The organism is Bradyrhizobium sp. USDA3516 (assembly GCF_057651995.1).
Window position 1 is genome coordinate 94,893 of the sequence record NZ_JBYGYN010000009.1, and the last position, 24,612, is coordinate 119,504.

Annotated in this window: 21 protein-coding genes; 14 read left to right on the forward strand and 7 right to left on the reverse strand. The window is 64.4% G+C overall.

The genetic code is table 11. The features are described from left to right. Window positions 1-52 precede the first annotated feature (52 nt). Window positions 53-736, reverse strand: coding sequence for a helix-turn-helix domain-containing protein (locus AC24YW_RS26240; RefSeq protein ID WP_487485679.1), 684 nt, complete (start codon window positions 734-736; stop codon window positions 53-55). A gap of 311 nt (window positions 737-1,047) precedes the next feature. Between AC24YW_RS26240 and AC24YW_RS26245 the strand changes: the two genes are divergently transcribed. Next, a complete protein-coding gene (locus tag AC24YW_RS26245) occupies window positions 1,048-1,671 on the forward strand; it encodes a response regulator transcription factor (RefSeq protein WP_487485440.1) in 624 nt (207 codons plus the stop codon). 169 nt (window positions 1,672-1,840) lie between these two features. Continuing rightward, window positions 1,841-2,209, forward strand: coding sequence for a response regulator transcription factor (locus AC24YW_RS26250; RefSeq protein WP_487485441.1), 369 nt, complete (start codon window positions 1,841-1,843; stop codon window positions 2,207-2,209). A 14-nt stretch (window positions 2,210-2,223) separates the two neighbouring features. Here the strand turns inward: AC24YW_RS26250 and AC24YW_RS26255 are convergent, their stop codons facing one another. Genes AC24YW_RS26255 through AC24YW_RS26265 form a run of 3 tightly spaced genes read right to left on the reverse strand, consistent with a single transcriptional unit; the run spans window position 2,224 to window position 5,417 of the window. Further along, on the reverse strand, window positions 2,224-2,808 hold the full coding sequence (locus AC24YW_RS26255; RefSeq protein WP_487485442.1) for an invasion associated locus B family protein: 585 nt from the start codon (window positions 2,806-2,808) through the stop codon (window positions 2,224-2,226). A 24-nt stretch (window positions 2,809-2,832) separates the two neighbouring features. Then, on the reverse strand, window positions 2,833-3,717 hold the full coding sequence (locus tag AC24YW_RS26260) for an alpha/beta hydrolase family protein (protein ID WP_487485443.1): 885 nt from the start codon (window positions 3,715-3,717) through the stop codon (window positions 2,833-2,835). Between the two features lie 11 nt (window positions 3,718-3,728). Then, a complete protein-coding gene (locus AC24YW_RS26265; RefSeq protein ID WP_487485444.1) occupies window positions 3,729-5,417 on the reverse strand; it encodes an aspartate:alanine exchanger family transporter in 1,689 nt (562 codons plus the stop codon). A gap of 163 nt (window positions 5,418-5,580) precedes the next feature. Here AC24YW_RS26265 and AC24YW_RS26270 point away from each other — a divergent pair, with 163 nt between their 5' ends. From AC24YW_RS26270 to AC24YW_RS26285, 4 genes are all read left to right on the forward strand, one after another. After that, complete coding sequence (locus AC24YW_RS26270) at window positions 5,581-7,284, forward strand: SulP family inorganic anion transporter (RefSeq protein WP_487485445.1); 1,704 nt, start codon at window positions 5,581-5,583, stop codon at window positions 7,282-7,284. A gap of 135 nt (window positions 7,285-7,419) precedes the next feature. After that, on the forward strand, window positions 7,420-10,173 hold the full coding sequence (locus AC24YW_RS26275; RefSeq protein ID WP_487485446.1) for a decarboxylase: 2,754 nt from the start codon (window positions 7,420-7,422) through the stop codon (window positions 10,171-10,173). 17 nt (window positions 10,174-10,190) lie between these two features. Further along, a complete protein-coding gene (locus AC24YW_RS26280; RefSeq protein ID WP_487485447.1) occupies window positions 10,191-11,891 on the forward strand; it encodes an aspartate:alanine exchanger family transporter in 1,701 nt (566 codons plus the stop codon). A gap of 14 nt (window positions 11,892-11,905) precedes the next feature. Beyond that, complete coding sequence (locus AC24YW_RS26285) at window positions 11,906-12,340, forward strand: hypothetical protein (protein ID WP_487485448.1); 435 nt, start codon at window positions 11,906-11,908, stop codon at window positions 12,338-12,340. Window positions 12,341-12,382: 42 nt separating this feature from the next. Here AC24YW_RS26285 and ppk2 read toward each other — a convergent pair whose 3' ends face one another. Both ppk2 and AC24YW_RS26295 read right to left on the reverse strand, forming a co-directional pair. After that, window positions 12,383-13,183 (reverse strand): polyphosphate kinase 2, encoded by an 801-nt coding sequence (ppk2, locus tag AC24YW_RS26290; RefSeq protein ID WP_487485449.1) that lies wholly within the window; start codon window positions 13,181-13,183, stop codon window positions 12,383-12,385. A gap of 11 nt (window positions 13,184-13,194) precedes the next feature. Further along, on the reverse strand, window positions 13,195-13,647 hold the full coding sequence (locus tag AC24YW_RS26295) for a hypothetical protein (protein WP_487485450.1): 453 nt from the start codon (window positions 13,645-13,647) through the stop codon (window positions 13,195-13,197). 162 nt (window positions 13,648-13,809) lie between these two features. Here AC24YW_RS26295 and AC24YW_RS26300 point away from each other — a divergent pair, with 162 nt between their 5' ends. From AC24YW_RS26300 to AC24YW_RS26325, 6 genes are all read left to right on the forward strand, one after another. After that, a complete protein-coding gene (locus AC24YW_RS26300; RefSeq protein ID WP_487485680.1) occupies window positions 13,810-14,235 on the forward strand; it encodes a hypothetical protein in 426 nt (141 codons plus the stop codon). After that, window positions 14,228-15,463: an HlyD family secretion protein gene (locus tag AC24YW_RS26305; protein ID WP_487485451.1), complete on the forward strand. Its 1,236-nt coding sequence runs from the start codon at window positions 14,228-14,230 to the stop codon at window positions 15,461-15,463. The genes AC24YW_RS26300 and AC24YW_RS26305 overlap by 8 nt, the downstream gene beginning before the upstream one ends. Before the next feature lie 146 nt (window positions 15,464-15,609). After that, window positions 15,610-17,502: an ATP-binding protein gene (locus AC24YW_RS26310; RefSeq protein WP_487485452.1), complete on the forward strand. Its 1,893-nt coding sequence runs from the start codon at window positions 15,610-15,612 to the stop codon at window positions 17,500-17,502. Between the two features lie 170 nt (window positions 17,503-17,672). Next, complete coding sequence (locus tag AC24YW_RS26315; protein ID WP_487485681.1) at window positions 17,673-19,349, forward strand: DUF3300 domain-containing protein; 1,677 nt, start codon at window positions 17,673-17,675, stop codon at window positions 19,347-19,349. Next, window positions 19,346-20,263, forward strand: coding sequence for a DUF2950 domain-containing protein (locus tag AC24YW_RS26320; RefSeq protein WP_487485453.1), 918 nt, complete (start codon window positions 19,346-19,348; stop codon window positions 20,261-20,263). The genes AC24YW_RS26315 and AC24YW_RS26320 overlap by 4 nt, the downstream gene beginning before the upstream one ends. Further along, a complete protein-coding gene (locus AC24YW_RS26325; protein WP_487485454.1) occupies window positions 20,247-20,711 on the forward strand; it encodes a hypothetical protein in 465 nt (154 codons plus the stop codon). The genes AC24YW_RS26320 and AC24YW_RS26325 overlap by 17 nt, the downstream gene beginning before the upstream one ends. Before the next feature lie 21 nt (window positions 20,712-20,732). Here the strand turns inward: AC24YW_RS26325 and AC24YW_RS26330 are convergent, their stop codons facing one another. Further along, entirely contained in the window at window positions 20,733-21,227 is a 495-nt protein-coding gene (locus AC24YW_RS26330) for an N-acetyltransferase family protein (protein WP_487485455.1), read from the reverse strand. 162 nt (window positions 21,228-21,389) lie between these two features. Between AC24YW_RS26330 and AC24YW_RS26335 the strand changes: the two genes are divergently transcribed. Continuing rightward, entirely contained in the window at window positions 21,390-23,618 is a 2,229-nt protein-coding gene (locus tag AC24YW_RS26335) for a DUF3141 domain-containing protein (protein ID WP_487485456.1), read from the forward strand. A 29-nt stretch (window positions 23,619-23,647) separates the two neighbouring features. Next, window positions 23,648-24,610 (forward strand): phosphate acetyltransferase, encoded by a 963-nt coding sequence (locus tag AC24YW_RS26340; RefSeq protein ID WP_487485457.1) that lies wholly within the window; start codon window positions 23,648-23,650, stop codon window positions 24,608-24,610. The last annotated feature ends 2 nt before the right edge of the window (window positions 24,611-24,612 follow it).

The following is a 24,612-nucleotide window of genomic DNA, read 5'->3' on the forward strand; positions in this document are numbered from 1 at the left end:
TCGCCTCGATTGATCGCGGCCGTTGCGGATTGTGAACCGGCCTTTCGCCGGCTCAGGACTGCAGATCGAGGCTTGCGAGCTGGTGCCGGTCGAGCAGCACGATCTGACGTTGGGTGTTGCCGATGAAGCCTAAAACCCCAAGCTCATGCAGACGCGACAGAGCGCGCGACACGGTCTCCAGCGTCAGGCCAAGATAGTCGGCAATGTCGCGTCGCGACATCGGAAGTGCCATAACGCCGGCGGCGGTCAGACGTTTGTCCATCTCGAGCAGAAACGCGGCGACGCGCTCCAGGGACGTCTTGCGGCCGAGAAGCAGCATGTGGTCTTCCGCATGCTGGAGGTTGCTCGTGGTCATGCTGAGCAGGTTTCTCGCGACCAGGGCATCGCTCTCGGCCACGGTTTCCAGGCTTTGGCGTCTGATCAGCCGTACCGTGGTGTCGACGATGGCTTCCGTCGTGAACCGATGCTCGCTGCCGTTCTCGAGCCCAAAGATGTCGCCGACGAGGTGAAATGCGCCGATCTGCCTGCGGCCGTCCGACAGCAGCTTGTAGCTTCGCACTGCGCCGGACTTGACCTGGTAGACATATTCGGCCGGCTCCTTCTCGCCGTAGATCTCGGAGCCTTTTCGGTAGGAAAATTCGCTTAAATTGACCAGTGCATTTGAATGACCTGCCATGCCGAGGTCGCGGAGAGTATTGGGGCGAAGCGTGGAATCCGTCGTGATGCGAACGAACATAGGCCAACTCCTCAGCTTTCCGCCGAATTGGTCTGTCAGACGAAATACTTTGCCGGAAATGCGCCGCGCAATCCCACTCCCGCCGAAGTTGATTTTCGGCCAAGGAAATATTCTTATCCATTGTCCCAAGGTTCATTGTACCATGGGACAGCACTGGCGATTGCTGCGCTGGATGAGAAGCCCAGCACAGGGAAGATGCGACAGCGAAGCAGATATTCTTGCGAAGCAGATATTCCGATCATCAAACATGGAAATCGCTTTGAAGAACGAGAAGGACGTCGAGCCTCATTGAGTTGGGCGAGAGGTAGAAGTTGCCGGGCCTTGTTCACGTTGTTGATGACGATGAGTCGTTTCGGACCGCGATCGAGCGCCGGCTGAAGCTCGCGGGATACGAGGTCGCGACCTACGCCTCAGCGCTGGAGCTCCTGGACTCGGCGCCGGATGACGGGCAGGCGGGATGCATCCTGCTCGACGTGCGGATCCCGGGCCTGAGCGGTCCCGACCTGCAAGCGCGGCTGGCTGCCGCCGGATCGATGCTGCCCATCATCTTCCTGACCGGTCATGCCGACACGCCGACGACTGTGCGTGCGATCAAGGCCGGTGCGGAGGACTTCCTGACCAAGCCGGTGTCGTCCGAGCAACTGCTCGATGCAATCGAGCGGGCGCTGGCCAGTCAGCGGACGGCCCGCGCCCAAGCCAGCAGGCTGGATGCGTTTCGTGGCCATCTGGCCACGCTGACGCAGCGCGAGCGGCAGGTGTTTGACCTGATCGTGCGGGGACGGATCAACAAGCAGATCGCACACGAGCTGGGGACCACCGAGCGGACGGTGAAGGCGCATCGCCATCAAGTGATGGAGAAGATGCAGGTGCATTCCCTGGCGGAGCTGGTTTCGATCGCAGAGCGTCTCGGAATGCTCGATCCGGACGAACGCTGAGGGCTCCGGAAAGAGGCGCGGTTCCCTTGACGTGCCTGTCCCAAAGGACAATGCCAGGGCGTGTTGACAGTGCGCGACGAGCTATGTGCAATAATGCACATACGCACGCGCGAAAGCGCGGAGCTATCGTATCCGATATCCACTGTCGTCTTCCGGAAAGGCAATCGCCTTGCCCCTGCGCGAGTCCGTCTTCGTCGTCGATGACGATCCGTCCATGCGCACCAGCATGGACAGGCTGCTGCGAGGATACGGCTTCGCCACAACCCTGTTCGACACAGGAGGGGCCTTGCTCGATCATGGCCGGTTCCACACCGCGATCTGCATCATCCTCGACATCAATCTGGGTGCAAGGTCCGGCATCGAGGTGCGGCGACACCTGGCCGAGAAGGGCATCGCAACGCCGGTGATCTATATCACCGGCAATGACAGCCCGGCAAACCGCGCCGCGGCGATTGCCTCAGGCTGCATCGCCTATCTCACCAAGCCCTTCGCGGCGCGGTCCTTGATCGAGTCGGTCGAGCGCGCCCGCGTCTTGTAGCTCCGCAGCGACCGTCATTCGTCGACATATTGCTCGAGCGTCCTGGTCGGCGCGCCCTTGTGGGCGGAAGCAAATTGCGCGAGCGGGATCGAGGTCGTCACGGCGAGGAGATTGGAATCGACGAGCTCGAGCAGCAGCGTCTGACCGTTTTCCATCTCCGCGATGATTGTTGGCGCCACGACGTCCGCCGCGACGCAGAGATTGGTGAGACACCAGGTATAGGGAATGCGAAACGCGGCGCCGTGGTCCACAGCCAATTTCGGTGATTGTTGCAGGTACATCCCGACCGGTACGAACAGCTGCAGGCGGGCTGTGGGCGAGTCCTTCCGCTCGATCAGATCGATGCGTACGGCCGTCTGCCCGGTCGGAAATCGGCCGGTGATCGAGGTGCGGCAGAGAGTGGGCGCGCCGCCGGCCTTGAAGCACAATTTTTGCCAGCTGCCATAGGTGATGTCGTTGGCTTCGCGCTGGCCACGTGTTGCGACCTCGGGGGGCTTTTCGGATTGCGCCGCCTTGGGCGGAGTGACACTCGAGATAGTGGAACCCCCAATTGCTGCAACCATCAGGAGGCCAGAGAGACGATCAAGAGGACGGGCCATGGCTGCAACTCCGAGATCGGGGCCTCAATTCTGCGCATCGAGAAACTTGGAGACCAAGGGTGACCAGAGCGGGACCGCGTCCGGGGAACCGAGGAGGAAATGCCCCTCGTTGCCGAACGGCGGCATCAGGTGATACTCGGCCCGGCCGCCGGCGGCGAGGAAGGCCGCGTGCATGCGCTTCGACAGGTCGGGCCCGAAATACGTGTCGTTGCCGGTGTAGATCCACAGCATCGGCACACGCGATGTGCGCCCGAAATCGGCCGTGGCCTCGACCAGGCGGTCGGGGGCGCAATTGTTGTTCGGCTTGCCGTCGACGCGTCCGCCGCGGCCCCCCGCAAAGACAATGATCGCCTTCACTTGCGGCGGGTTCACGCTCGACAGGGCGATCGCGCCCCAGCCGCCGGCGGACTGGCCGACCACGATCACGTCCTTGGGGATGATCCGCCTCTCGGCGGCCAAGTAGTCGATGATCCAGAGATCGACCTGGGCGACCGCGAGGCCCGCATCACGGAAATTGGGATTGGTGCACTTGCCGATCTTCGAGAAGAACGGGCCGAACAGCCCGCGCTCAGGGATGTCGATCGCCTGTGCGCCATAACCGCTGCCCACCGGCGCCACCACGAGATAGCCGCGCCTCGCAAACCATTTGGCGGCGTCGCGAAACTCGACCAGCGGGAACAGGCTGCGCTGGGTCGCGTCGAGCGACACGCCGTGATTCATGATGGCGAGCGGAAACGGACCGTCGCCGACCGGTCGCACCAGATAGGCGAACATCGGCAGCGGCAGGGTCAGCGCCCAGATTTCCTCCTGGATGCGGACCTCCTCTGCGGCGCGCGTGGGCGATGCGGCCACGAAAAGGGCGAGCAGGGTGATCGCGAGAGAATGGAGCAAGGCAGGTCCAAGTCGCATCCGAGTCTCCCTCAACCTGCGTAGGTTGCGGCCACGACGATCGGGCCCAGCACGGTGAGAACGACATTGCCGACAGCATAGGGCACGGCAACACCGAGGACTGGCGTCTGGCTCTCGGCAACGTCGCAGGCGCCCGTGACGGCGGCATCGACCGTCATGGCGCCGGCGAGCGCACCGCAGGTCACGACGGGGTTCATGCGCAGCAGATAGAAGGCAACGAGCGTTCCCACCGTCATCGGGACGAGCGTGACCACGATGCCCATGCCGACCAGCAACAGACCATGCGCCTGGATCGCCGACCAGGCCGCAAGCCCGTTGCCGAGTCCGATCGCCGCGATGAAGCCGCCGAGGCCAATGTCGCTCAGGGTCTGCTGCGCGGCCGGCGGCATTGCGCCGATACCGGGCCGGCGCGTCCGCAGCCAGCCGCAGACGAGCCCGGCGATCAGCGCACCGCCGCCACCACCCAGCGTCAATGCAACGGTACCGAGTTTGAAGCTGGCAAGTCCGGCCAGAAGACCTGCTGCGATGCCGACGGCAAGATAGGCGATGTCCGTGCGGTCGCTGGTATTCAGGGGCTGTCCGACTTGCGCCGTTGCCCGCGCGATATTGCTGCTGCTGCCGACCAGCGTCATGACGTCGCCGAGATAGACCCGCGTATCGGCCCCGAGCGGCACTTCCCGCCCCATGCGCGTGAGCGCGCGCAGGAATACGCCGCGCGCATCGGCTCCGAGCCGGTCGACGATCTCGCGAATTGAGCGGCCGTGCAACTTGCGGTTTTCAACGAGCACCTCGATTACGTTGCCCGGCAGGTTGCGCAGCAGCTCTCCCGCGTCGATCTCGGCCCCGAGGATGGGCTTGGCCGCGACGATCGCGGCGGTCGGACCGGCAATGACGATATCGTCGCCGGCCTCGAGCACCGTGTCCTGATGCGGCTTGATGTCGGCCCCGCCGCGTACGATCCGCTCCACGACCGTGCGGCTGCCGATCTCGGCCTCGATCGCACCGATGGTGTGACCGGCGCCGGCCGAGACGCGATAGGCGCGGGCCTGGAATTTGCGATAGGACAGGTTTTCCGTCTTTGGCGGTGCACCGCCGGCGAGCTCCGCCTCGAGCTTTTTCGCCTCCGCTTTCAGGTCGATCCGCATCAGCCGTGGCGCCACGAAGGGAACGAACAGCAGCGTCAGGATGTAGCCGAGCACGTAGGTCACCGCATAGCCCGCCGCGATGTTGGCTTCCTGCTGCTTCAACGACTCGGCCGGCAGACCGAGCTGCGCCAGCGCGCCGGATGCGGTGCCGATCACCGAGGATTGCGTCAGTGCGCCGGCGGTCAGTCCCGCCGCCGTCCCCGTGTCCAACGTGAAGACACGCGCGAAGATGAGCACCAGGACGAGCCCCGTGGCTCCGATCACCAGCGCCAGCACGACCTGGGCCAACGTCCGCACGCTCAGGGAGGCAAAGAACTCCGGTCCCGAACGGTAGCCGATCGTGAACACGAACAGGCTGAACAGGATCGCCCTGAGGATCGGCGGGAAGGTGAAACTTCCGAGCTGTCCGATCAGCACGGCGACGATCAGGATGCAGGCGGTGGTTCCGATCGAGAAGCCGCGGATTCTGATGCGGCCGAGGAGGGTGCCGATCGCGATCGCGAGCAGCAGGAATATTTCCGGTGCGGTGGCGATGATCCACCTGACGGTTTCCATGGCATTCCCCCGGCGCTTTGGCGTGATTTGATTTGGCCCCGACGGGACGTTGCTTGATCCAGATCAAGCCTTCGCGGCGACGTGGCGGCGGCTATGACGCGATGGAATGTTCGCGACAGCTGATCGTGCTGCTGCGCGAAGCGCTGCGTTCGCAGGAGGGGAGATGAGTGCGCCAACCGCTCCGACCTGGACACGATTCTTTCCACCGGCCGAATGGCTTGCGGCCTACCGGCGCGAGTGGCTTTCCTCCGACGTGGTCGCCGGCATCACACTCGCCGCTTACGCCATCCCGGTCTCGCTCGCCTATGCCGCGCTGGCCGGTCTGCCGCCGCAGATCGGTGTCTACGGCTACATGCTCGGAGGCATCGGCTATGCCTTGTTCGGAGCGTCGCGCCAGCTCGCGATCGGCCCGACCTCGGCGATCTCCCTGATGATCGCCGGGACCGTCGGCGCCCTCGCCGGGGGCGATGCGGTCCGCTATGCGCAGATCGCAAGCCTTACGGCCTTTGCGGTGGCCGTGCTGTGCTTCATCGCCTGGCTGTTCAAGCTCAGCGTGCTGGTCCGCCTCGTCAGCGACAGCATCCTGGTCGGCTTCAAGGCAGGCGCTGGGCTCACCATCATCATGAGCCAGCTGCCGAGCCTGCTCGGCACCGCCGGCGGCGGGCACAATTTCTTCGATCGCGCCATCAAGCTGTCCGGGCAACTCGGCGGCATCGATCTATTGGTGCTTGGCATCGGCGCCGTCGCGCTGCTGTTGCTTCTGCTCGGCGAACGGCTTTTGCCGGGAAAACCCGTCGGCATCACCGTCGTGGCACTCGCGATCGCATTGGCAACGCTCCTCGGCTTGCCAGCCCTCGGTGTGCCCGTCACCGGGAAGATACCGGAAGGGCTGCCAGAGCTGGCAATCCCGACCTTTGGCCTTCTGGAGTTCGATGATCTCTTCCCACTCGCGGCAGGCTGCGTGCTGCTGGCCTATATCGAAGGCGTGTCGGCGGCCCGAAGCTTTGCCGCCAAGCACGGCTATCCGCTCGATGTCCGCCAGGAGTTCCTGGGATTGGGCGCGGCGAACCTCGCCGCGGCCTTCGGGCGTGGCTATCCCGTCGCGGGCGGCCTGTCGCAATCGGCCGTCAACGACAATGCCGGCGCGCGGACGCCGCTGGCGCTGGTGATCTGCTCGGTCGCGCTTGGGCTGTGCCTGCTGTTCTTCACGGGGCTGCTGACCAACCTGCCCAAGGCGGTGCTCGCGGCGATCGTCATCGCCGCCGTCTACAGGCTGGTCGACGTCCGGGCGCTGCTGCGGATGTGGCAGGTCAGCCGGATCGACTTCTATGCGGCGGCGATCGCCCTGATCTCCGTTCTGTTGCTCGGCATCCTGCAGGGCGTTCTGCTGGCGTCGATCGCCTCGATCTTCCTGCTGCTGGCGCGGGCCTCGCAGCCGAATGTCGCGTTCCTCGGCCGCCTGCCCGGCAGCGGCCGCTATTCGGATAGCGCCAGACATGAGGGCATCGAGCCGCTGGTCGGGATCATCGCTTTTCGGCCCGAAGCCTCGCTGCTCTACATCAATGCCGAGACGATCCTGGACACCGTCCTGACTGCGCTTCGGAGGTCGCCCGGCGTCCGGCTGGTCGCCTGCGACCTCTCGGCCTCGCCCTATATCGACCTGGCCGGCGCGCGCATGTTGCATGATCTCCACGACGAACTTGCGTCACGCGGGGTGACCTTCTGCATCGTCGGCGCGCACGCGCAGCTCCGCGACCTCCTGCGCGCCGAAGGGCTCGCGGACAAGACCGACAGCGGCCAGTGGCTGCGGTCGCTCGACAGCCTGCTCGGCGATGATCAGGCGAGCATCGCACAACGGATGGCGTGATGTTCTCGTGTTGCGCTGCGAACGGCATCGCATCGGCTCGCAGAATGCACGCGACCGTTGACTTGGATCAATGGAGCCACTCGCGCCGAACCCACGATCCTGCCTCACCTTCGATAAAAGGACCGGGAGAGACAGATGTCCAAGGACGCCAAGCCCGCACAGAAGCGTATCGACCAGTTCTTTTCCGGCCCGGGCGCGCGGGCAGACGACTGGCGCGACCTTGTGGAAGCAGCAAAGACCTGGTCGCGTGTGGGCAATCGCACAGGCTATGACGCGGCGCTGGCCGATCTTTCGATCACCGAAGAATTTCACGGCTATCCCGGTATGCAATTGATGGCGGTGCTGCGGGAAGCAGCAGCCGCCGGCGACGGTGCGTCATCGTTCGCCCTTGCGACGCGAATTGCCCAGGCGCTGGCGACACGATCATTCCGCCAGCATGCAGGCGACTGGAACGCCAAGGACGACGGCAATGGCGAAGCGCCCGAATTGGTGCCGCCTGCCTTTGGCGCGCACGGCGCGCGCAGGCCGTATTTCGAGACCCTGATCGTCACAGGCGTGTCATCCAGCCAATGGCCGGTGCTGGCGGCGGAATGGCGCAAGCTGAGGCGGCCGGTCGATGCCTTCATCTATGAGCCTGTCATCGTCGGCAGCCTGGAGGACGCCTTCTGTGCGACGATGCTCAATCCGAACATTGGAGCCGTCATCATCAACGAGGGCTTTGGCCTGCGTTCGCGCCACGATGCGCCGGTGTTGCGCTCGATCATGGCCGGGGCCGGTCTCGGCGACGAAACCGACGCCTCGGCGCTGCGGCTCGCGCAAATCATCAAGCGCGTCAGGCCCGAGCTCGACCTTTACATGATCTCGAATCGGGACGTGGAGGAATTGGCCGGCAATCCCGAGGCGGACGTCGTCCGCCGCATCTTCTATTCCGTCGAGGAGCTGCTGGAGCTGCACCTGTCGATCCTCGAAGGCATCCAGGATCGCTACGACACGCCGTTCTTCGACAATCTCAAGAAATACGCCCAGCGTCCGATCGGTACCTTCCATGCACTGCCGATCGCGCGCGGCAAGTCGATCTTCAAGTCCGACTGGATCCGCGACATGGGCGAGTTCTACGGCCCGAACCTATTCCTGGCCGAGAGCAGCGCCACCACCGGCGGTCTCGACAGCATGCTGGAGCCGACCGGCAACATCAAGAAGGCGCAGGAGAAGGCGGCGAGGGCGCTGGGCGCCGACCGAGTCTTCTTCGTCACCAACGGCACCTCGACGTCGAACAAGATGGCGGTGCAGGCGCTGCTCGCGCCCGGCGACATCGCGATCGTCGACCGCAATTGCCACAAGTCGCACCACTACGGCATGGTGCTGGCCGGCGCGCAGCCGCTCTATGTCGAAGCCTTCCCGATGACGGAATATTCGATGTACGGCGCGGTGCCGCTGAAGACAATCAAGCAGGCGCTGCTGGGCGCCAAGGCCGACGGCCGGCTCGACCGCGTCAAGATGGTCGACCTGACCAACTGCACCTTCGACGGCCACATCTACAACACGAGGCGGGTGATGGAGGAATGCCTCGCCATCAAGCCCGATCTGATCTTCCTCTGGGATGAAGCTTGGTTCGGCTTCGCGCGGTTCTCGCCGTTCCTGCGCCGCCGCACCGGACTTGGCGCCGCCAACGAGATCGAGGCGTGGATGCGCAACCCGAAGTCGGTCGAGGCCTATGAGAAGCAGCAGGCCGAGCTCGGCAAGAACCCATCCGACGAGGTGCTGCTCAAGACCCGGCTGATCCCGGACCCCAGGCAGATCCGGCTGCGCGTCTACCAGACCAACTCGACCCACAAGTCGATGTCGGCAATCCGCCAGGGCTCGATGCTTTCGGTCAAGGACGTCGAATTCCACACCGTCGAGCAGCAGTTCAAGGAGGCGGTGTTCACCCACGCCTCGACAAGTCCGAACCAGCAACTGATCGCGAGCCTCGACATCTCGCGGCGACAGATGGAGCTGGAGGGCTATGGCCTCGTCGCCAATGCGATCGAGATTGCGTTCGCGATCCGCCAGGCAGTCAATAACAATCCGCTGATCTCGAAATATTTCCGCATCCTCGGTGCCGACGCCATGGTGCCGGCGCAATACCGCCAGAGCGGCTTCACCGACTTCCTCGCCCCCGGCGTCAACTGGGCGAATACGCTGAAGAGCCTGGACGAGGACGAATTCTGCCTCGACCCGACCCGCATGACGCTGGTGTGCGGCATGGCCGGCTATGACGGCACGCAGTTCAAGGGCATTCTCGCCAACGAGTACAACATCCAGGTCAACAAGACCTCGCGCAACTCGGTCCTGGTCCAGTCCAACATCAACAACACCCGCAGCGACGTCGCGCATCTCGTCCGCGTGCTCGCCGAGATCGCGGGCGAGATCGACCGCGGCCTCGCCCAAGGCGGCGCCAATGCGCGGAAGACCTTCGAGGCACGGGTGACGAGCCTGATGAAGGACGTGCCGGACCTGCCGAACTTCTCGCATTTCCATCCGAGCTTCCGCGGCGATGCCGGCACCAAGACCAATGAAGGCGACATCCGCTCCGGCTTCTACGCGGCCTATGACGTTGCCGGCTGCGAGCACATCCGCCTCAACGACCCCGAGATCGACCGGCGCCTGAAGGCCGGACCCGAGCTCGTCTCGGCAAACTTCGTGATCCCGTATCCGCCGGGCTTTCCGATCATGGTACCCGGCCAGGTCATCACCCAGGAGACCATCGACTTCATGCGCAAGCTCGATGTGAAGGAGATCCATGGCTACGACGCCAAGGAAGGGCTGAAGCTCGTGCGGACCGAAGCCTTGGCCAAGCTCGGCAGGCCAAGGCCCAGCGCGCAGCCGAAGCTCAAGGCCGCGTCATAGGTCGGGAGGGGACGAACATGCAGGCATTTTTCGAGTTCTTGCGGCAGTACCCGTATCTGCTGCTGTTCTTCGTGGTCGGTCTCGCCGTCTATATCGGCCGGGCCAGCATCAAGGGTTATGGCCTCGGCATGGTCGCCGGCGCCATCGTGGTCGGCGCGGGTATCTCGGTCTGGGCATCCAGCTATGGCGTGAAGCTCGAGCTGAACAACTTCGCCAAGAGCCTGTTCTACTATCTCTTCATGTACGGCGTCGGCCTGCGTGTCGGTCCGTCCTTCGTCAACAGCCTGCGCGGTGACGGCATCAAGTTCCTGTTCCTCGCCGTGGTGTCGAGCGTGATCGGCCTTGCGCTGGTGGTGATCGGCGCAAAGCTGTTCGCACTTCCGCCGGGGGCGGCCGGCGGCATGCTGGCGGGATCGCAAACCATGTCGGCGGCGATCGGTTCGGCCGAGCAGGCCGTCACGTCAGGTGTCGTGAAGCTGCCAGAGGGCATGAAGCCCGAGGAAGCCTCCGGCATGATCGCTCTGTCCTACGGGATCACCTATATCTGGGGCACCGTCGGCATCATCCTGATCTGCAAATATCTGCCGCGCTGGTGGGGTGTCGATGCCAAAGCCGCGGCGAAGAAGTATGAGCAGGAGTTCGGCGTCAAGGATCTCGAAGGCGCCGGCCTCACCGGATACCGCCAGTTCGGTCTGCGGGCCTACCGGCTGGAGAATCCAGCGACGGTGGGGATGAGCATTGCCAAATTCCGCGCGATCAATCCGGAATACCGGATCGTCAACGTGGGGCGCAATGGCGAGCCGCAGGGCGCTGATCCCGATCTCGTGCTGCAAAAGGGCGATATCGTCGCGCTCGGGGGCTCGACCGAGCATCTCACCGAGAAGATGGGCCTGATTGGTCCGGAGGTCGCCGATTCCAAGACGCTCGGCATACCCATGGACCAGGCCGAAATCGTCGTCTTCAACAAGGATGTCGTCGGGCGTACCTTCGAATCCTTCCGCGACACGGCCATCGCCGGCCAGCTTCAGGTCACCAAGGTCGAGCGTGGCGGCGTGCAGATCCCGGCCGGTCTCAAGACCAAGCTGGAACGCATGGACATCGTGTCGGTGGTCGGCTTGAAGTCGGCGGTCAACGAGCTCGGCGAAATGTGGGGCCGCATCGCGCGCGCCAATACCTCGACCGACCTGCTGACCCTGTCGGTCGGCATGATCATCGGCTTCCTGATCGGCATGATCGAATTTCCCGCCTTCGGCGCCAAGGTCGGCCTCGGCAACGCGGGCGGCTTGCTGTTGTCGGGCGTGATCGTGTCCTCGGTCGTGTCCCGTTTGCGCTTCTTCGGCAACACGCCGAATGCCGCGCGAAACGTGCTCGAGGATCTCGGCCTCGTCGTGTTCGTCGCGATCGTCGGCGTCAATGCCGGCGCAGGCCTGTTGGCTCAGCTCACCGGCGCGCTCGCTCTCAAGATCTTCATCGTCGGCTTCATCGCGTGCACGATCCCGCCGTTCATCGTCTGGGCGATCGGATTCCACGTCTTCAAGATCAATCCGGCGGTGCTGATGGGCGGCGTGGCCGGCGCGCGCTCGCATTCCGGCCCGTGCCGTGAGGCCGCGGTCGAGATCCAGAGCTCCGTGCCCTGGATCGGATTCCCGGTCGGCTACGCCGTCTCGGGCATCCTTCTCACCATCTTCGGCTACTTCGCAATGATCCTGGCTCAATAAGGGGACAAGACGTCATGAGAAAACTGACCTTCGGCGCCGTCCTGGTCGCCTCGCTCGCCGCCGTTGCCGGCTTCAGCACGTCCGCGCGTGCCGACACCGGCCAGGTCGCGGTCGTCTTCACCAAGGGTGGCTTCATCGTCGGCGCCGGCGGCGGAGAGGGCGTTCTGCAATACCGGGGCAAGAAATATCCATTCACGGTGTCCGGCATGAGCGTTGGCCTCACCATCGGAGCGTCGACGACGAAGTTCGTCGGCCGGGCGCTCAATCTGAAGGGACCGGCGTCGATCGAAGGCTCCTACGCGGTGGGAGGAGCGGGCGGCGCCATTGCCGCAGGCGCCGGTGCCGTGCAGTTGCAGAACGCCAATGGCGTCATCCTTCAGCTCAGTGGTCCCAGGGTCGGCGCGGAAGTGTCGGCCGCGGTTGGCGGGGTCACGATCCGTCTGAAGTGATCGGAGCAGGCGGCGGGCTGCCTCACCGCAGCCCGCTCGCGTTCAATATCGTTCGGCGACGAAATTCATGCCCTTCAGGCCAGCCTGGTCGTTGTAGCGACCCCTGTCGGATCGTTTCGGCAGCTTGATCTTGTCCTTCTTGATGCGCTTGTAGGGAATGGCGCCGAGAAGGTGGGCGATGCAGTTCAGCCGTGCCCTTCGCTTGTCGTCGGAGCGGACGATGGACCAGGGCGCCTCCTTCGTGCTGGTCTTCTTCAGCATCAGGTCGCGCGCCCGCGAATAATCGTACCACCGCCGGAAGGATTCCAGGTCCATCGGACTGAGCTTCCACTGCCGGACCGGGTCGTCGATGCGGGCCTTGAAGCGGCGCTCCTGCTCGTCCATGCCGACCTCGAGCCAGATCTTGACGAGGATGATGCCGCCATCGATGACGTATTTCTCCATCTGCGGGCACAGGTTGAGGAAGCGCTCGTGCTCGGCGGGGGTGCAGAAGCCCATGACGTATTCGACGCCGGCGCGGTTATACCAGCTCCGGTCGAAGATCACGATCTCGCCGCCGGCCGGAAATCGCTCCATGTAGCGCTGGAAGAACAACTGCGTCTTCTCGCGATCGGACGGCGCGGGGAGGGCGACGACCCGGAACACGCGGGGGCTGACCTTCTCGGTGATCGCCTTGATCGTGCCGCCCTTGCCGGCGGCGTCGCGGCCCTCGAACAGGATGATGACCCGGAGCTTGTTTTCCCGCACATAGTCCTGCAGGTGGCAGAGCTCGACCTGGAGCTTCTCGAGCTCCTTCTCGTAATCCTTCCGCTTCATCCGCTCGGCCGCTGCATCCTTGGCCATGCCGATCCTTCCTACTCGTCCCAGGATATGGTCACGCCGATGTCGCCGGGCACGCCGCCCGGGAAATCGATGATCTGATAGGAGATGCGGTAGCCGCGCGGCTTCAGGTAGTCGGTCCAGAGCTGGAAGATCTCCTTGGGGATTCCGGTCAGGGTGTTCTCCCAGCCCTTTTCCATCTGGTTGATGGCGCGGCCCTTGTCCGTGCAGAGCGAGTTGGGAAAGCGATAGACCAGCACTTCCGTGAGGCCGTTGCGCACTGCGCGCTGGATGACGGTCGAGGCGAGCTTGATCTTCTCCTCCTCGGTCTTGCCCGACGGCTTGCTCAAACGCTCGATCAAGGCACGCTTCTCGGCCTCGGCCGCGGCGGCAAGACGTACATATTCCTCCGCCTTTTCGGCTTCCTTGAGGGCGGCTTCCTTACGAATCTGGTCGGCGCTGGGGATGAGATCGTCTAGGCCGGGCATGGCAGGCGGCTCCTGATGGTTGTCCAATCAGCGTGCGGCTGACGCTAGGTTGGCCCAAATGCGCTCCCTTGACTCAAATCAAACAAGCGCGAACATTCCCGAACACAGTGCTGCCCAGTACGGCTTGACCGGGAGAGACGTTTGAGCGAGCAGCTGCATCCGATGGCACCGCACCATTTGCCGTTCTATCTCGCACCGGGCAGCGGGACCGACACGCTGATGGTGGTGATGGGCGTATTCCTGATCGGCACCGTGCTCTGGGTCGGCACGCTCTACTGGAAACTGCACAGCCTGCCCGAGCGGATGGCGCACAAAACGCACAAACTGCAGTTCGAGTTAGTCGCCGTGCTCGGCCTGATCTCGCTGTTCACGCACATGCACATCTTCTGGATCGCAGGCCTGCTCCTCGCGATGATCGATCTGCCGGATTTCGGCACCCCGCTGCGCAGCATCGCAGGGTCCGTCGAGAAGATCGCCGACGCGACGCCGGTCTCCGATGCGGAGGAAGTCCCGGCCGAGGCAGCCGTCGCGCCACCTCCCGCGGACAAGCCGGGACCCGCCAGGGAGAAGGAGCACAGTCATGCTTGAGCTGCTGATCTGCTCCCTCGTCACGATCCTGCCGGACTATCTCTACAGGCGCTACGCTCAGGGCAAGCGCTTCGGCAAGGAAATCACCTTCTTCTCGGTCTGGTACGAGCTGCGCTGGGGCATCACCGCCTGCCTGATGCTGACGGTGTCGCTGATCACGATGATCTTCTACTTCCACCCGGCGACATCGTCGGCTGCGCTGTACTTCCGCACCGTGCCGATCCTGCCCGAGGGCTCCGGTCGGGTCGCGGACGTCAACGTCGGTTTCAGTGCGCCCGTAAAGAAGGGCGACGTGCTGTTCACGCTCGACAGCTCGAAGCAAAAAGCCGCGTTCGAGACGGCCAGGCGAAAAGTTGCAGAGGTCGATGCCGCCATGCAGACGGCGCAGGCCGATGTGGTCAAGGCCGAGGCGCAGGTCGGCGAGGCGAAAGCCAACTACCAGCAGGCCAAGGACGAGCTCGAGGTCAAGACCGAGCTGCAGCGCCGCAATCCCGGCATCGTTCCGCAGCGCGACATCGACAAGCTCCAGGTACTGGTCGAGCAGCGACAGTCCGGTATCGACGCTGCGACGGCAGCGAGGCAATCGGCGTTCTTGCAGGTCTCGGTTCTGCTGCCGGCGCAAAAGGCCAGTGCCGAAGCCGCGCTCGATCAGGCCCAGGTCGATCTCGACAAGACCCTGGTACGCGCCGGCGTCGACGGGCGCGTCGAGCAGTTTCTGGTTCGGCCCGGCGACGTCGTCAACCAGTTGATGCGCCCCGCCGGTGTTCTCGTTCCGGAGGGGGCGGGCCGAAAGGCGCTCCAGGCCGGTTTCGGCCAGATCGAGGCGCAAGTCATGAAGGAGGGCATGGTCGCGGAAGCAACCTGCATCTCGAAGCCCTGGGTGATCATTCCGATGGTGATCACGACGGTGCAGGATTACATTGCGGCCGGACAGTTTCGCACCGGCGAGCAGCTCATCGACCCGCAGAACGCCGTCCGCCCCGGCACGATCCTGGTGTTCCTGGAGCCGCTCTACAAAGGCGGTCTCGATGGCGTGACGCCTGGCTCGAGCTGCATCGTCAACGCCTACACCAGCAACCACGAGGAGATCTCGGCCAAGGGCACATCGACCAGCCGGAAGATCGCGCTCCACGTCGTCGACGGCGTCGGTCTCGTCCATGCGCTGCTGCTGCGCATCCAGGCGCTGTTGCTGCCGATCCAGACGCTCGTGCTGAGCGGCGGGCATTGAACGAGAGAAGAGAATGTCCCTCATCCGAGGAGGCCGATATGGCCGCGTCGTCACGCGTTGCTGAGGCTTGCCCCGGGGCTGTCCGTATGGTGCGATTCCGGATAGAATTGCCGGGAAAGCAGCTGCCGTAAGCTGCGAGGTGCCGCATGAGCGGGGGCGCGTCCATGGACCGGCTGAAGGCACGGCTCGCGGCCGCGCTCCTCTGTCTCGGCCTGCTCGTGGCCGAGTGGCTGGCGGCCGGGCAAGCCGGTGCGGTCGAGCGGAGCCGGCGCGGCGAGCTCAAGCGCGTGCTGTTGCTGCATTCCTTCGGCCGCGAGTTTCGGCCCTGGAGCGAGTATGCGCGCGACATCAAGGCCGAGCTCGAGCGGCAATCGCCCTGGCCGCTTGATATCCAGGAACACGCGCTGCTCACCGCGCGCTTCAACAACCCTGGTCCCGAGGCTCCCTTCGTCGAGTATCTGCAGTCGCTGTATCAAGGAGCGGCGCCCGACATCGTCTTGAGCATCGGCGCGCCTGCCGCCCGGTTTGCGCAGAAATATCGCGCCAGGCTGTTCCCCGATGCGCCGCTGATCCTCTCCGTGGTCGAGCATCGGCTGATTAATCGCACCGATCTCGCCGACAATGATATCGTCGTGGCCGTCCGCAACGATTTCGTGGCGGCCTTCGACAACATTCTGCAGGTTCTGCCCGATACGACATCGGTTGCGATCGTGGTCGGCGCCTCGCCGCTCGAGACGTTTTGGCGGGAGGAGCTGACGCGGGAGCTGAAACCATTTGCCGAGCGGATCGAGCTGGTCTGGTACTCGGATTTGTCCTTCGAGGAGATCCTGAAGCGCTCGTCAAAGCTGCCGCCCCACACCGCGCTGTTCTGGGGGCTGATGTCCGTCGATGCGGCCGGGGTCGTCTATGAGAGCGACTGGGCGCTACGCAGCCTGCGTGCCGTCGCGAACGCCCCGATCTTTTCCTACCAGGAGCCGTTCTTCGGCGAGGGCACGGTCGGCGGACCGATGCACTTGATCGGGGAGACGACATCGCGGACCGTCAGCGCCGCGATCGGTCTTCTCGGCGGCGCGAAGCCAGCGAGCATCAATTATGAGCCGATCGCCTTCGCCGCGCCGCGTTACGATTGGCGTGAGTTGCAGCGCTGGGATATCGGCGAGAGCCGCCTGCCCAAGGGAAGCACCATCCTGTTTCGCGAGCCGAGTATCTGGGAGCGCTATCGCTGGCAGATGCTGATGATCTCGGCCGTGTTCCTGGTTCAGGCCGGACTCATCAGCGGGCTCCTGCACGAGCGCCGCCGCCGCCGCGTCGCAGAAGTCGAATCGCGTCAGCGGCTGACGGAACTCGCCCACGTCAACCGCTACTCGGCCGTTGGCGAGCTGACGACTTCGATCGCGCATGAATTGAACCAGCCACTCGGATCGATTCTGACCAATGCGGAAACGGCAGAGCTCATGCTGAGGGCTGCCAAGCCTGATCTGGTCGAGATCCAGCAGATCCTCGCCGATATCAGGCGGGACGACCAGCGGGCGAGCGAGGTGATCCGCAGGCTGCGCAGCGTTTTGAAAAAGACCCCGTTCGAGGTCAAGCACATCGAGCTCAACGATACGGTGCGCGAAGCAATCGATCTTGTGAAGGCCCTGGCTCACGGGCGCCGGATCACGTTGAGCTATGTGCCGACCCTGGCCGGCATTTACTTCAAGGGCGATCCGGTCCAGCTTCAGCAGGTCGTTCTCAACCTGATCATCAACGCGATGGATGCGATTTCCGATGCGGACACCGGAAAGCGGGAGGTCAGCGTGTCGACGCACAGCACCGGTAGTCAGGCCGAGATCAGGATCGCCGACACCGGGCCCGGAATACCCGCCTCCGATCTCGCAAGCCTGTTCGATCCGTTCTTCACCACCAAACCGCAAGGCATGGGCATGGGCTTGGCAATCGCCAGAACCATCGTCGAAGCCCATCACGGCACGATCGTCGCGGCGAACCAGCCTGCAGGCGGCGCATTGTTCACGATCCGGCTTCCGGTCGCGCGCTGAGAGATGATCCGCGTCTCTCAGGGGCGGGCTGTTTCGACCGAATATCCTGGTCGAATGCTCGTGCGTCCTTGCGCTGCAGCAGCCTTTACGGACCCGTTTCGTTGATCTCGATCAACAAATGCCTGCGTCCCGGCTCGATCCTCCCGCACTGGAAGTCGAGGGAGGATGTGATGTTTCGTTGCGGCAATATCCTGATGGCGCTGGCGCTCTTGATGGCGACTTCGGTCGCCGCAACGGCGCAGACTCCGACGACACCCGCAGCCCCGGCGCCGCAGGCGCAGCCCGCGAGCCCGCCTGCGACCGCGGCCGAGCTCTTGAAGCCCGAGCAGCTCGAGGCCCTCGTCGCGCCGATCGCGCTTTATCCCGACGAGTTGCTCGCCAATGTCCTGGCCGCCTCGACCTATCCGCTGGAAGTGGTGCAGGCCGACCGCTGGCTGAAGGAGCGCAAGAGCCTGAAGGGCGATGCGCTGAAGACGGAGGTAGAGAAGCAGGGCTGGGACGACAGCGTCAAGGCGCTGGCCAGCACCGCCGATGTCCTCGCGATGATGAGCGATCAGCTCGACTGGACCAAGAAGCTGGGCGATGCCTTCCTCGCCCAGCAGCCCGACGTGATGGACGCGATCCAGCGTCTGCGCAACAAGGCCTATGACAACAAGAAGCTCGTCACCACCAAGCAGCAGAAGGTCAGCGTCCAATCTCAGGAAGGCAAGCAGGTCGTCGTCATCCAGCAGGCCGATCCCGCCGCGATGTACGTGCCGTATTACGACCCGGCGACGGTCTATGGCAGCTGGCCCTATGCGGAGTATCCGCCGTACTATTGGGGCTACCCGTCCTATATCGGCGCCGGCGTGGTCGCGGCGGGCATCGCGTTCGGCACCGCCTGGGCGATCGGACGCTGGGGCAATTACTGGGGCGGCGGCTGCAACTGGGGCAATCGCAACGTCTATGTCAACCATCGCACCACCAATATCGGCAATGGCTGGCAGCACAATCCGGCGCATCGCGGTGGCGTCCGCTACAACAACAGCAATGTTCAGCAGCGCTTCGGCAACAACAATCTGAAGGCCGGCGTGTCCGACCGGATGGATTTCCGCGGCCGCGACGGCAACCAGGTGCTGCGCCCCAACCAGGGTGCCGGGGACCGCGCGGGAGATCGTGCGGGTGACCGCGGCGGTCCAGGTGATCGCGCCGGCAATCGTGGAGACCGTCCGGGCGCAGGCGATCGCCCCAGCGCGGGAACGCGCGATCGGCCTGGCGGCGGCGATCGTGCCGGTGCCGGTGATCGTGCCAAGGGTGCGACCAAGGGCGGCGGCGATCGCGCCAAGGCTGCGAACCGCGCCGGCGGCGGTGCGGCCAATCGCGGCGGCGGCAATCGCGGCGGCGCCATGAACGTTTCCTCCGGCCGCTCGGCTGCCGCGGCATCCGCGCGCGGCCGCGCCAGCATGGCGAGCATGCCGCGCGGCGGCGGCGGAGCAAGCTTTGCCGGCCGCGGCGGCGGTGGCGGAATGGCGATGCGCGGCGGTGGAGGAGGCGGCTTCCGCGGCGGTGGCGGCGGTGGCCGGCGTTCCGACCTCGCGCTGAAGCATGATGTCGTCCTGCTCGGTCATCTCTCGAACGGCCTTGGCTACTACCGGTTCAGCTATATCGGCAGCGACAAGGCCTATGTCGGCGTCATGGCGCAGGAGGTCGAGCAGGTGGTGCCCGATGCCGTGACCCGCGGCAGCGACGGCTATCTGCGCGTCCACTACGAAAAACTCGGGCTGACGTTCCGCACCTATCGCGATTGGCTCGCCGGCGGCGCCAAGCTTCCTGCGGAGGTCAAGCTTCCTGCGGAGGTGATGCCATGACTGGTCTGAGATCGTTTGGCCGTGCATTGCTGCCCGGCGTCCTCGCGCTCGCGCTGCTCGGATCGGCCTCTCTCGCGCAGGAATCCTTCAAGACACCGGAAGAGGCCGCCTCTGCGCTTGCCGCAGCCGTCAAGAGCGGCCCGAGAGACATCCTGAAAGTGCTGGGCAGGAACGCGGAGGACATCGTGTCGTCCGGCGACGAGGTTGCCGACAACGACATTCGGGCGCGTTTCACCGCGATGTACGACGCCAAGCACGGCATCAAGGCCGAGGGCAACAAGACGGCCACCTTGATCCTCGGGCCGGACGACTTCCCGTTCCCGATTCCGCTGGTCAACACCAGGACGGGCTGGGCGTTCGACACCGACGAGGGGCGCATCGAGGTGTTGCGCCGTCGCATCGGCCGCAACGAGCTCGACGCGATCCAGACCGCGCTCGCCTTCGTCGACGCGCAAAACGAATACGCCGAGAAGGACCGCGGTGAGGGCGTCGGAGTCTACGCGCAGCGCATCGTCTCCTCGCCCGGCAAGAAGGACGGATTGTTCTGGCGCGACGACAGCGATCCGAGCCCGCTCGGCGCGCTCGCGGCCGAAGCCTCGAAGGAGGGCTATCGCGGCGGCGACGTCGGACCTGAACCTTATCACGGCTATTACTTCCGCATTCTCAAAGGGCAAGGGCGGGATGCGCCCGGCGGTGCGCTCAACTACGTGGTCAAGGGCAAGATGATCGGCGGCTTCGCCCTGATCGCCTGGCCGGCGGAATACGGCAATTCGGGCATCATGACCTTCCTCGTCAATCACGCCGGCACCGTCTACCAGAAGGATCTCGGCAAGCGCACCGCGTTCGTCGCCGAGCGCACCACGTTGTTCGATCCCGACGAGACCTGGAAGAAGGTCGATGCCGCAAAACCCTGAGCGCCGCGTGCGCGGGCGCGCATTTCCCCTGATCGCGATGCTCCTGCTCGCGTTCGGGCTGACCCTGGCAGCGACGCCGTCCTTCGCGCAAGCCTCCGGTCACGTCCGGGTCAAGATCGTCAAGGCAGGCCTCCTGGCCGGCGGCGGCGCCGGCAGCGGCGTGTTGACGTACCGGGGCAAGACCTATCCCTTCACGGTCAGCGGCGTGAGCTTGGGCATCACGGTCGGTGCGACGGTCGGCCGTCTCGACGGCTGGGCATCCGGTATCCGGGAGGTCGGTGATTTCGCCGGCACCTACAGTTCCGTCGGCGGCGGCTTCGCGCTGGTCGGCGGCGCCAACGGTGTGCACCTCCGCAACGACAAGGGCGTCACGATGGTACTGCAAGGCCCGAAGGCGGGGCTCGAGCTGGCGGCCAATATCAGCCGGATCACGATTGCTGTGAGGTGAGGCTCAAGCCGGGCGCGCGGATCAAAGCGAGAGCGACAGACGCACCGTTCTTGGATCGTCACTCCGCGCAAGCTTGAAGCCCGCCTTCGCGAACACGCTGCGCATGGACGCGTTGTCGGATAGAACCTCGGCCGTGAGCTCTCGTACGCCCTGCTCACGCGCGATGTCCGTCAGATGCCTCAGCAACAGCGAACCCACGCCGCGACCTTGCCAGGCATCCAGCACGACGAAAGCCATCTCGGCCTGACCGGGCTCGATGATGACGTACCGGCCGCCGCCGATGATGGCGTATCGACCCTGTTCTTCCACGAGAGCGGCCAGCGCAACGTGGTTGACGAAATCCACCTCCATGAAGTAGGCGCGCTCTTTCTCCGAGAAATGCCGTTTCAAAACGAAGAACCGGCTCTGCAGCGATTGCGGCCCGGTACGCGCGATGGCCGCAAGCATATCCGCCTCGTCGCTGGCGCGAAGCGCGCGGATCTGGATCGGAGTGCCGTCCTTCAGGGCGGTCTGCACGCTGTAGGTTGCAGCTTGTGACATGCCGATGTCGCTGGTCCAATCTCATGCCTTATAATGCAGAATAAACGCCTCCGAAGCGTGCAGATCATCTTGACCTAGATCAACGTTCGTCCTCGCCCTGCGCCGTCAATTGGCGAGGGCGACGGAGAGGTCGAGAACATGTCCATGGACAAGGTGCAAATTCCGGGCGGTCCCATGTCGGGCCTGGTCGCCTCGGCAGTCGAATACCTCGTCGATGCGGGACAGCGCAGTGTCCTGTTCCTGGACATCATGCGCCGGCGCGGGGACCAGTACAGGGAGCACGTCGCGCAAACCGCCCCGCACGTCCTGCAATATGCGGCGGAACTGATCATGGACGGGCGCCAGCTGGCCGAACCCGTCAATTACGCCCTGGTGCGCATCGTTCCGCCCGACAACGTCGAGATCGACATGAGCCGGCGGCCGTTCGTCGTGGTCGATCCGCGTGCGGGCCACGGCCCCGGTATCGGCGGCTTCAAGGCGGACAGCGAGATCGGGGTGGCGATGAAGGCAGGCCATCCCTGCTACTTCATCGGATTCCTGCCGAACCCGATGCCCGGCCAGACCATCGAGCGCATCGCGCATGCCGAAGCCGTCTTCATCGAAAAGGTCATGAGCCTTCACCCGGATGCCGACGGCAAGCCCTGCGTGATCGGCAACTGCCAGGCCGGATGGGCCGTCATGATCCTGGCCTCGCTGCGCCCCGAGCTGTTCGGCCCCCTGATCATCGCCGGCGCGCCGCTGGCCTATTGGGCCGGCGTGCATGGAAAATATCCGATGCGCTACTCGGGTGGGCTGCTCGGGGGAAGCTGGTTGACGGCCCTGACCTCCGATCTCGGCGCCGGCAAGTTCGATGGTGCATGGCTGGTGCAGAACTTCGAGAACCAGAACCCCTCGAATACGCTCTGGAGCAAGCAGTACAACGTCTATTCCAAGGTCGACACCGAAGCGGATCGTTACCTCGAATTCGAGCGTTGGTGGGGCGGCCACGTCAACCTGAACGCCGAGGAGATTCAATTCATCGTCGATGAGCTGTTCGTCGGCAACAATCTTGCCGCCGGCAACATCGAAATGTCCGACGGACGGAAGGTCGACCTTCGCAACATCAGGTCCCCGATCGTGGTGTTCTGCTCGGAGGGCGACAACATCACGCCACCGCAGCAGGCGTTGCATTGGATCCTCGATTGCTACGCCGATGTCGATGAGATCAGGGCCTATGGCCAGACCATCGTCTACACCGTGCACAAGAGCGTCGGCCATCTCGGCATCTTCGTCTCCGGCGGCGTCGCCAAGAAGGAGCACGCGGAATTCTCCAGCAACATCGACCTCATCGACGTTCTGCCGCCCGGGCTCTATGAAGCAACATTCGAGGCCAAGGGCGAGGAGACCGCGAGCTCGGATCTGGTCGTCGGCCAGTGGGTGATGCGCTGCGAGGCGCGCACCCTCGACGACATCCGCGCCATGGGCGGCAATTCGCCTGAGGACGAGCGGCGCTTTGCCACGGCCAAGCGGATCTCGGAAATGAACCTGGCGGCCTACCAGAAATTCGTGCAGCCGTGGCTCAAGCGCATGGTGACGCCGCAGATGGCGGAATGGGCTCACAACATGCATCCGCTGCGGCTGCAATACGAGCTGTTCAGCAGCCAGAATCCCTACATGGCGACGGTGAAGTCATTGGCGGAGAAGGCCGCCGAGGAGCGCAAGCCGGTCGCCACGGACAATCCGTTCCTGGCGTTCCAGGAGCAGATCTCCAAGCAGGTCGTTCATGCCCTCGACAGCTGGCGCGATTCACAGGAGGCGCTCAGCGAAGCGATGTTCCTCAGCGTCTATGGGTCCCCGGTACTGCAGGCGGCGGTCGGGATCGATCCGACGTCCACGCCGTCGCGTCGGCGTGAGATGTCCGCCGAGCATCGTGCCATGCTCGAGAAGCGCATCGCCGAGCTGAGGGCGCGGATCGGTGAGGGCGGTCTCCGTGAAGCGGCGCTGCGCGCCTTGCTCTATGTCGGCTCGGCGCGGGGAATGGTGGACGAACGCAGCATCGAGGCTCTGCGCCAGATCCGTCGGGAACATGGCGGCCCACGCGTATCTCTTGCCGAATTCAAGAGGCTGGTACGCGAGCACTTCTTCATGCTGTTGCTCGACCGGGAAGGGGCGCTCGCCGCAATCCCGAAATTGCTGCCCGACGACATGAACGTTCGTCGCGCAGCATTTGAATCGATCGAACAGGTGCTCTCGGCCAGTGCGGACGTCACTGGCGAGCGCGCAAACCGGCTGCGGCAGATCGCCCGCCTGTTCGGCATCGATACTGCGGAAGGTTCCGAAAGGGCATCGAACGTCGCCCCTTTCGATCCGAAGGCGAAGGCGTCGTAACGCGGGTTGCAGGGATCGGGAGCGACATCATGTCAGCAGATGCGAGGGCCACGCAGTCTCCCAGCAAGTATGATCGCCTGATCGCCGCGGCCAGGGCGATTCCGCCGACGCCGACCGTCGTCGTGCATCCCTGCGATGAGACATCCTTGCGAGGCGCCGTCGACAGCGCCTCCGCCGGCATCATCCGGCCGCTCCTGGTCGGGCCGGAGGCGAAGATCAGGGGGACCGCTACCAGGTTCGGACTTGATATCTCCGGCTTCGAGATCGTCGACGCCGCGCACAGCGACGATGCCGCGGCGAAAGGGGTCGAATTGATCCATGCCGGCCGGGGCGAATTGCTCATGAAGGGCAGCCTTCACACCGACGAACTGATGCGAGCCGTCACGGCCAAGGTCGGGGGATTGCGGACCGATCGGCGCATCAGCCATGTCTTCGTCATGGACGTGCCGGCCTATGCTGAGACGATCTTCGTCACTGACGCCGCGATCAACATCTTCCCCGATCTGGACGCCAAGCGGGACATCATCCAGAACGCGATCGACCTCTACAATCAGGCGGGCTTCGGCCAATCGCCGCGGGTGGCTATTCTTTCCGCGGTCGAAACCGTCACGTCGAAAATTCCGTCCACGATCGAGGCCGCGGCGCTCTGCAAGATGGCAGATCGCGGCCAGATCACGGGCGGCGTGCTCGACGGGCCACTGGCGTTCGACAATGCGATCGACCTCGAATCGGCGCGGATCAAGGGCATCAAGTCCGAGGTGGCCGGCCGCGCTCAGATCCTGGTCGTGCCCGACCTCGAAGCGGGCAACATGCTGGCCAAGAACCTCGCCTATTTCGCCAAGGCAGACGGCGCCGGCATCGTGCTCGGCGCGCGCGTACCTGTGGTCCTGACCTCGCGTGCGGACAGCCCACGAGCGCGGATGGCCTCCTGCGCGGTTGCTGCACTTTATGCTCACGCGCGGCGCCAGAAGGCGCCGACAGTTGCGGCGTGACA

Coding starts and splice junctions, on each gene's coding strand:
- AC24YW_RS26310 (WP_487485452.1), top strand. CDS start 15,610: ATGAGCGGGGGCGCGTCCATGGACCGGCTGAAGGCACGGCTCGCGGCC.
- AC24YW_RS26260 (WP_487485443.1), bottom strand. CDS start 3,717: ATGCGACTTGGACCTGCCTTGCTCCATTCTCTCGCGATCACCCTGCTC.
- AC24YW_RS26280 (WP_487485447.1), top strand. CDS start 10,191: ATGCAGGCATTTTTCGAGTTCTTGCGGCAGTACCCGTATCTGCTGCTG.
- AC24YW_RS26295 (WP_487485450.1), bottom strand. CDS start 13,647: ATGCCCGGCCTAGACGATCTCATCCCCAGCGCCGACCAGATTCGTAAG.
- AC24YW_RS26270 (WP_487485445.1), top strand. CDS start 5,581: ATGAGTGCGCCAACCGCTCCGACCTGGACACGATTCTTTCCACCGGCC.
- AC24YW_RS26340 (WP_487485457.1), top strand. CDS start 23,648: ATGTCAGCAGATGCGAGGGCCACGCAGTCTCCCAGCAAGTATGATCGC.
- ppk2 (WP_487485449.1), bottom strand. CDS start 13,183: ATGGCCAAGGATGCAGCGGCCGAGCGGATGAAGCGGAAGGATTACGAG.
- AC24YW_RS26325 (WP_487485454.1), top strand. CDS start 20,247: ATGCCGCAAAACCCTGAGCGCCGCGTGCGCGGGCGCGCATTTCCCCTG.
- AC24YW_RS26320 (WP_487485453.1), top strand. CDS start 19,346: ATGACTGGTCTGAGATCGTTTGGCCGTGCATTGCTGCCCGGCGTCCTC.
- AC24YW_RS26275 (WP_487485446.1), top strand. CDS start 7,420: ATGTCCAAGGACGCCAAGCCCGCACAGAAGCGTATCGACCAGTTCTTT.
- AC24YW_RS26285 (WP_487485448.1), top strand. CDS start 11,906: ATGAGAAAACTGACCTTCGGCGCCGTCCTGGTCGCCTCGCTCGCCGCC.
- AC24YW_RS26335 (WP_487485456.1), top strand. CDS start 21,390: ATGTCCATGGACAAGGTGCAAATTCCGGGCGGTCCCATGTCGGGCCTG.
- AC24YW_RS26305 (WP_487485451.1), top strand. CDS start 14,228: ATGCTTGAGCTGCTGATCTGCTCCCTCGTCACGATCCTGCCGGACTAT.
- AC24YW_RS26315 (WP_487485681.1), top strand. CDS start 17,673: ATGTTTCGTTGCGGCAATATCCTGATGGCGCTGGCGCTCTTGATGGCG.
- AC24YW_RS26300 (WP_487485680.1), top strand. CDS start 13,810: ATGGCACCGCACCATTTGCCGTTCTATCTCGCACCGGGCAGCGGGACC.
- AC24YW_RS26255 (WP_487485442.1), bottom strand. CDS start 2,808: ATGGCCCGTCCTCTTGATCGTCTCTCTGGCCTCCTGATGGTTGCAGCA.
- AC24YW_RS26265 (WP_487485444.1), bottom strand. CDS start 5,417: ATGGAAACCGTCAGGTGGATCATCGCCACCGCACCGGAAATATTCCTG.
- AC24YW_RS26240 (WP_487485679.1), bottom strand. CDS start 736: ATGTTCGTTCGCATCACGACGGATTCCACGCTTCGCCCCAATACTCTC.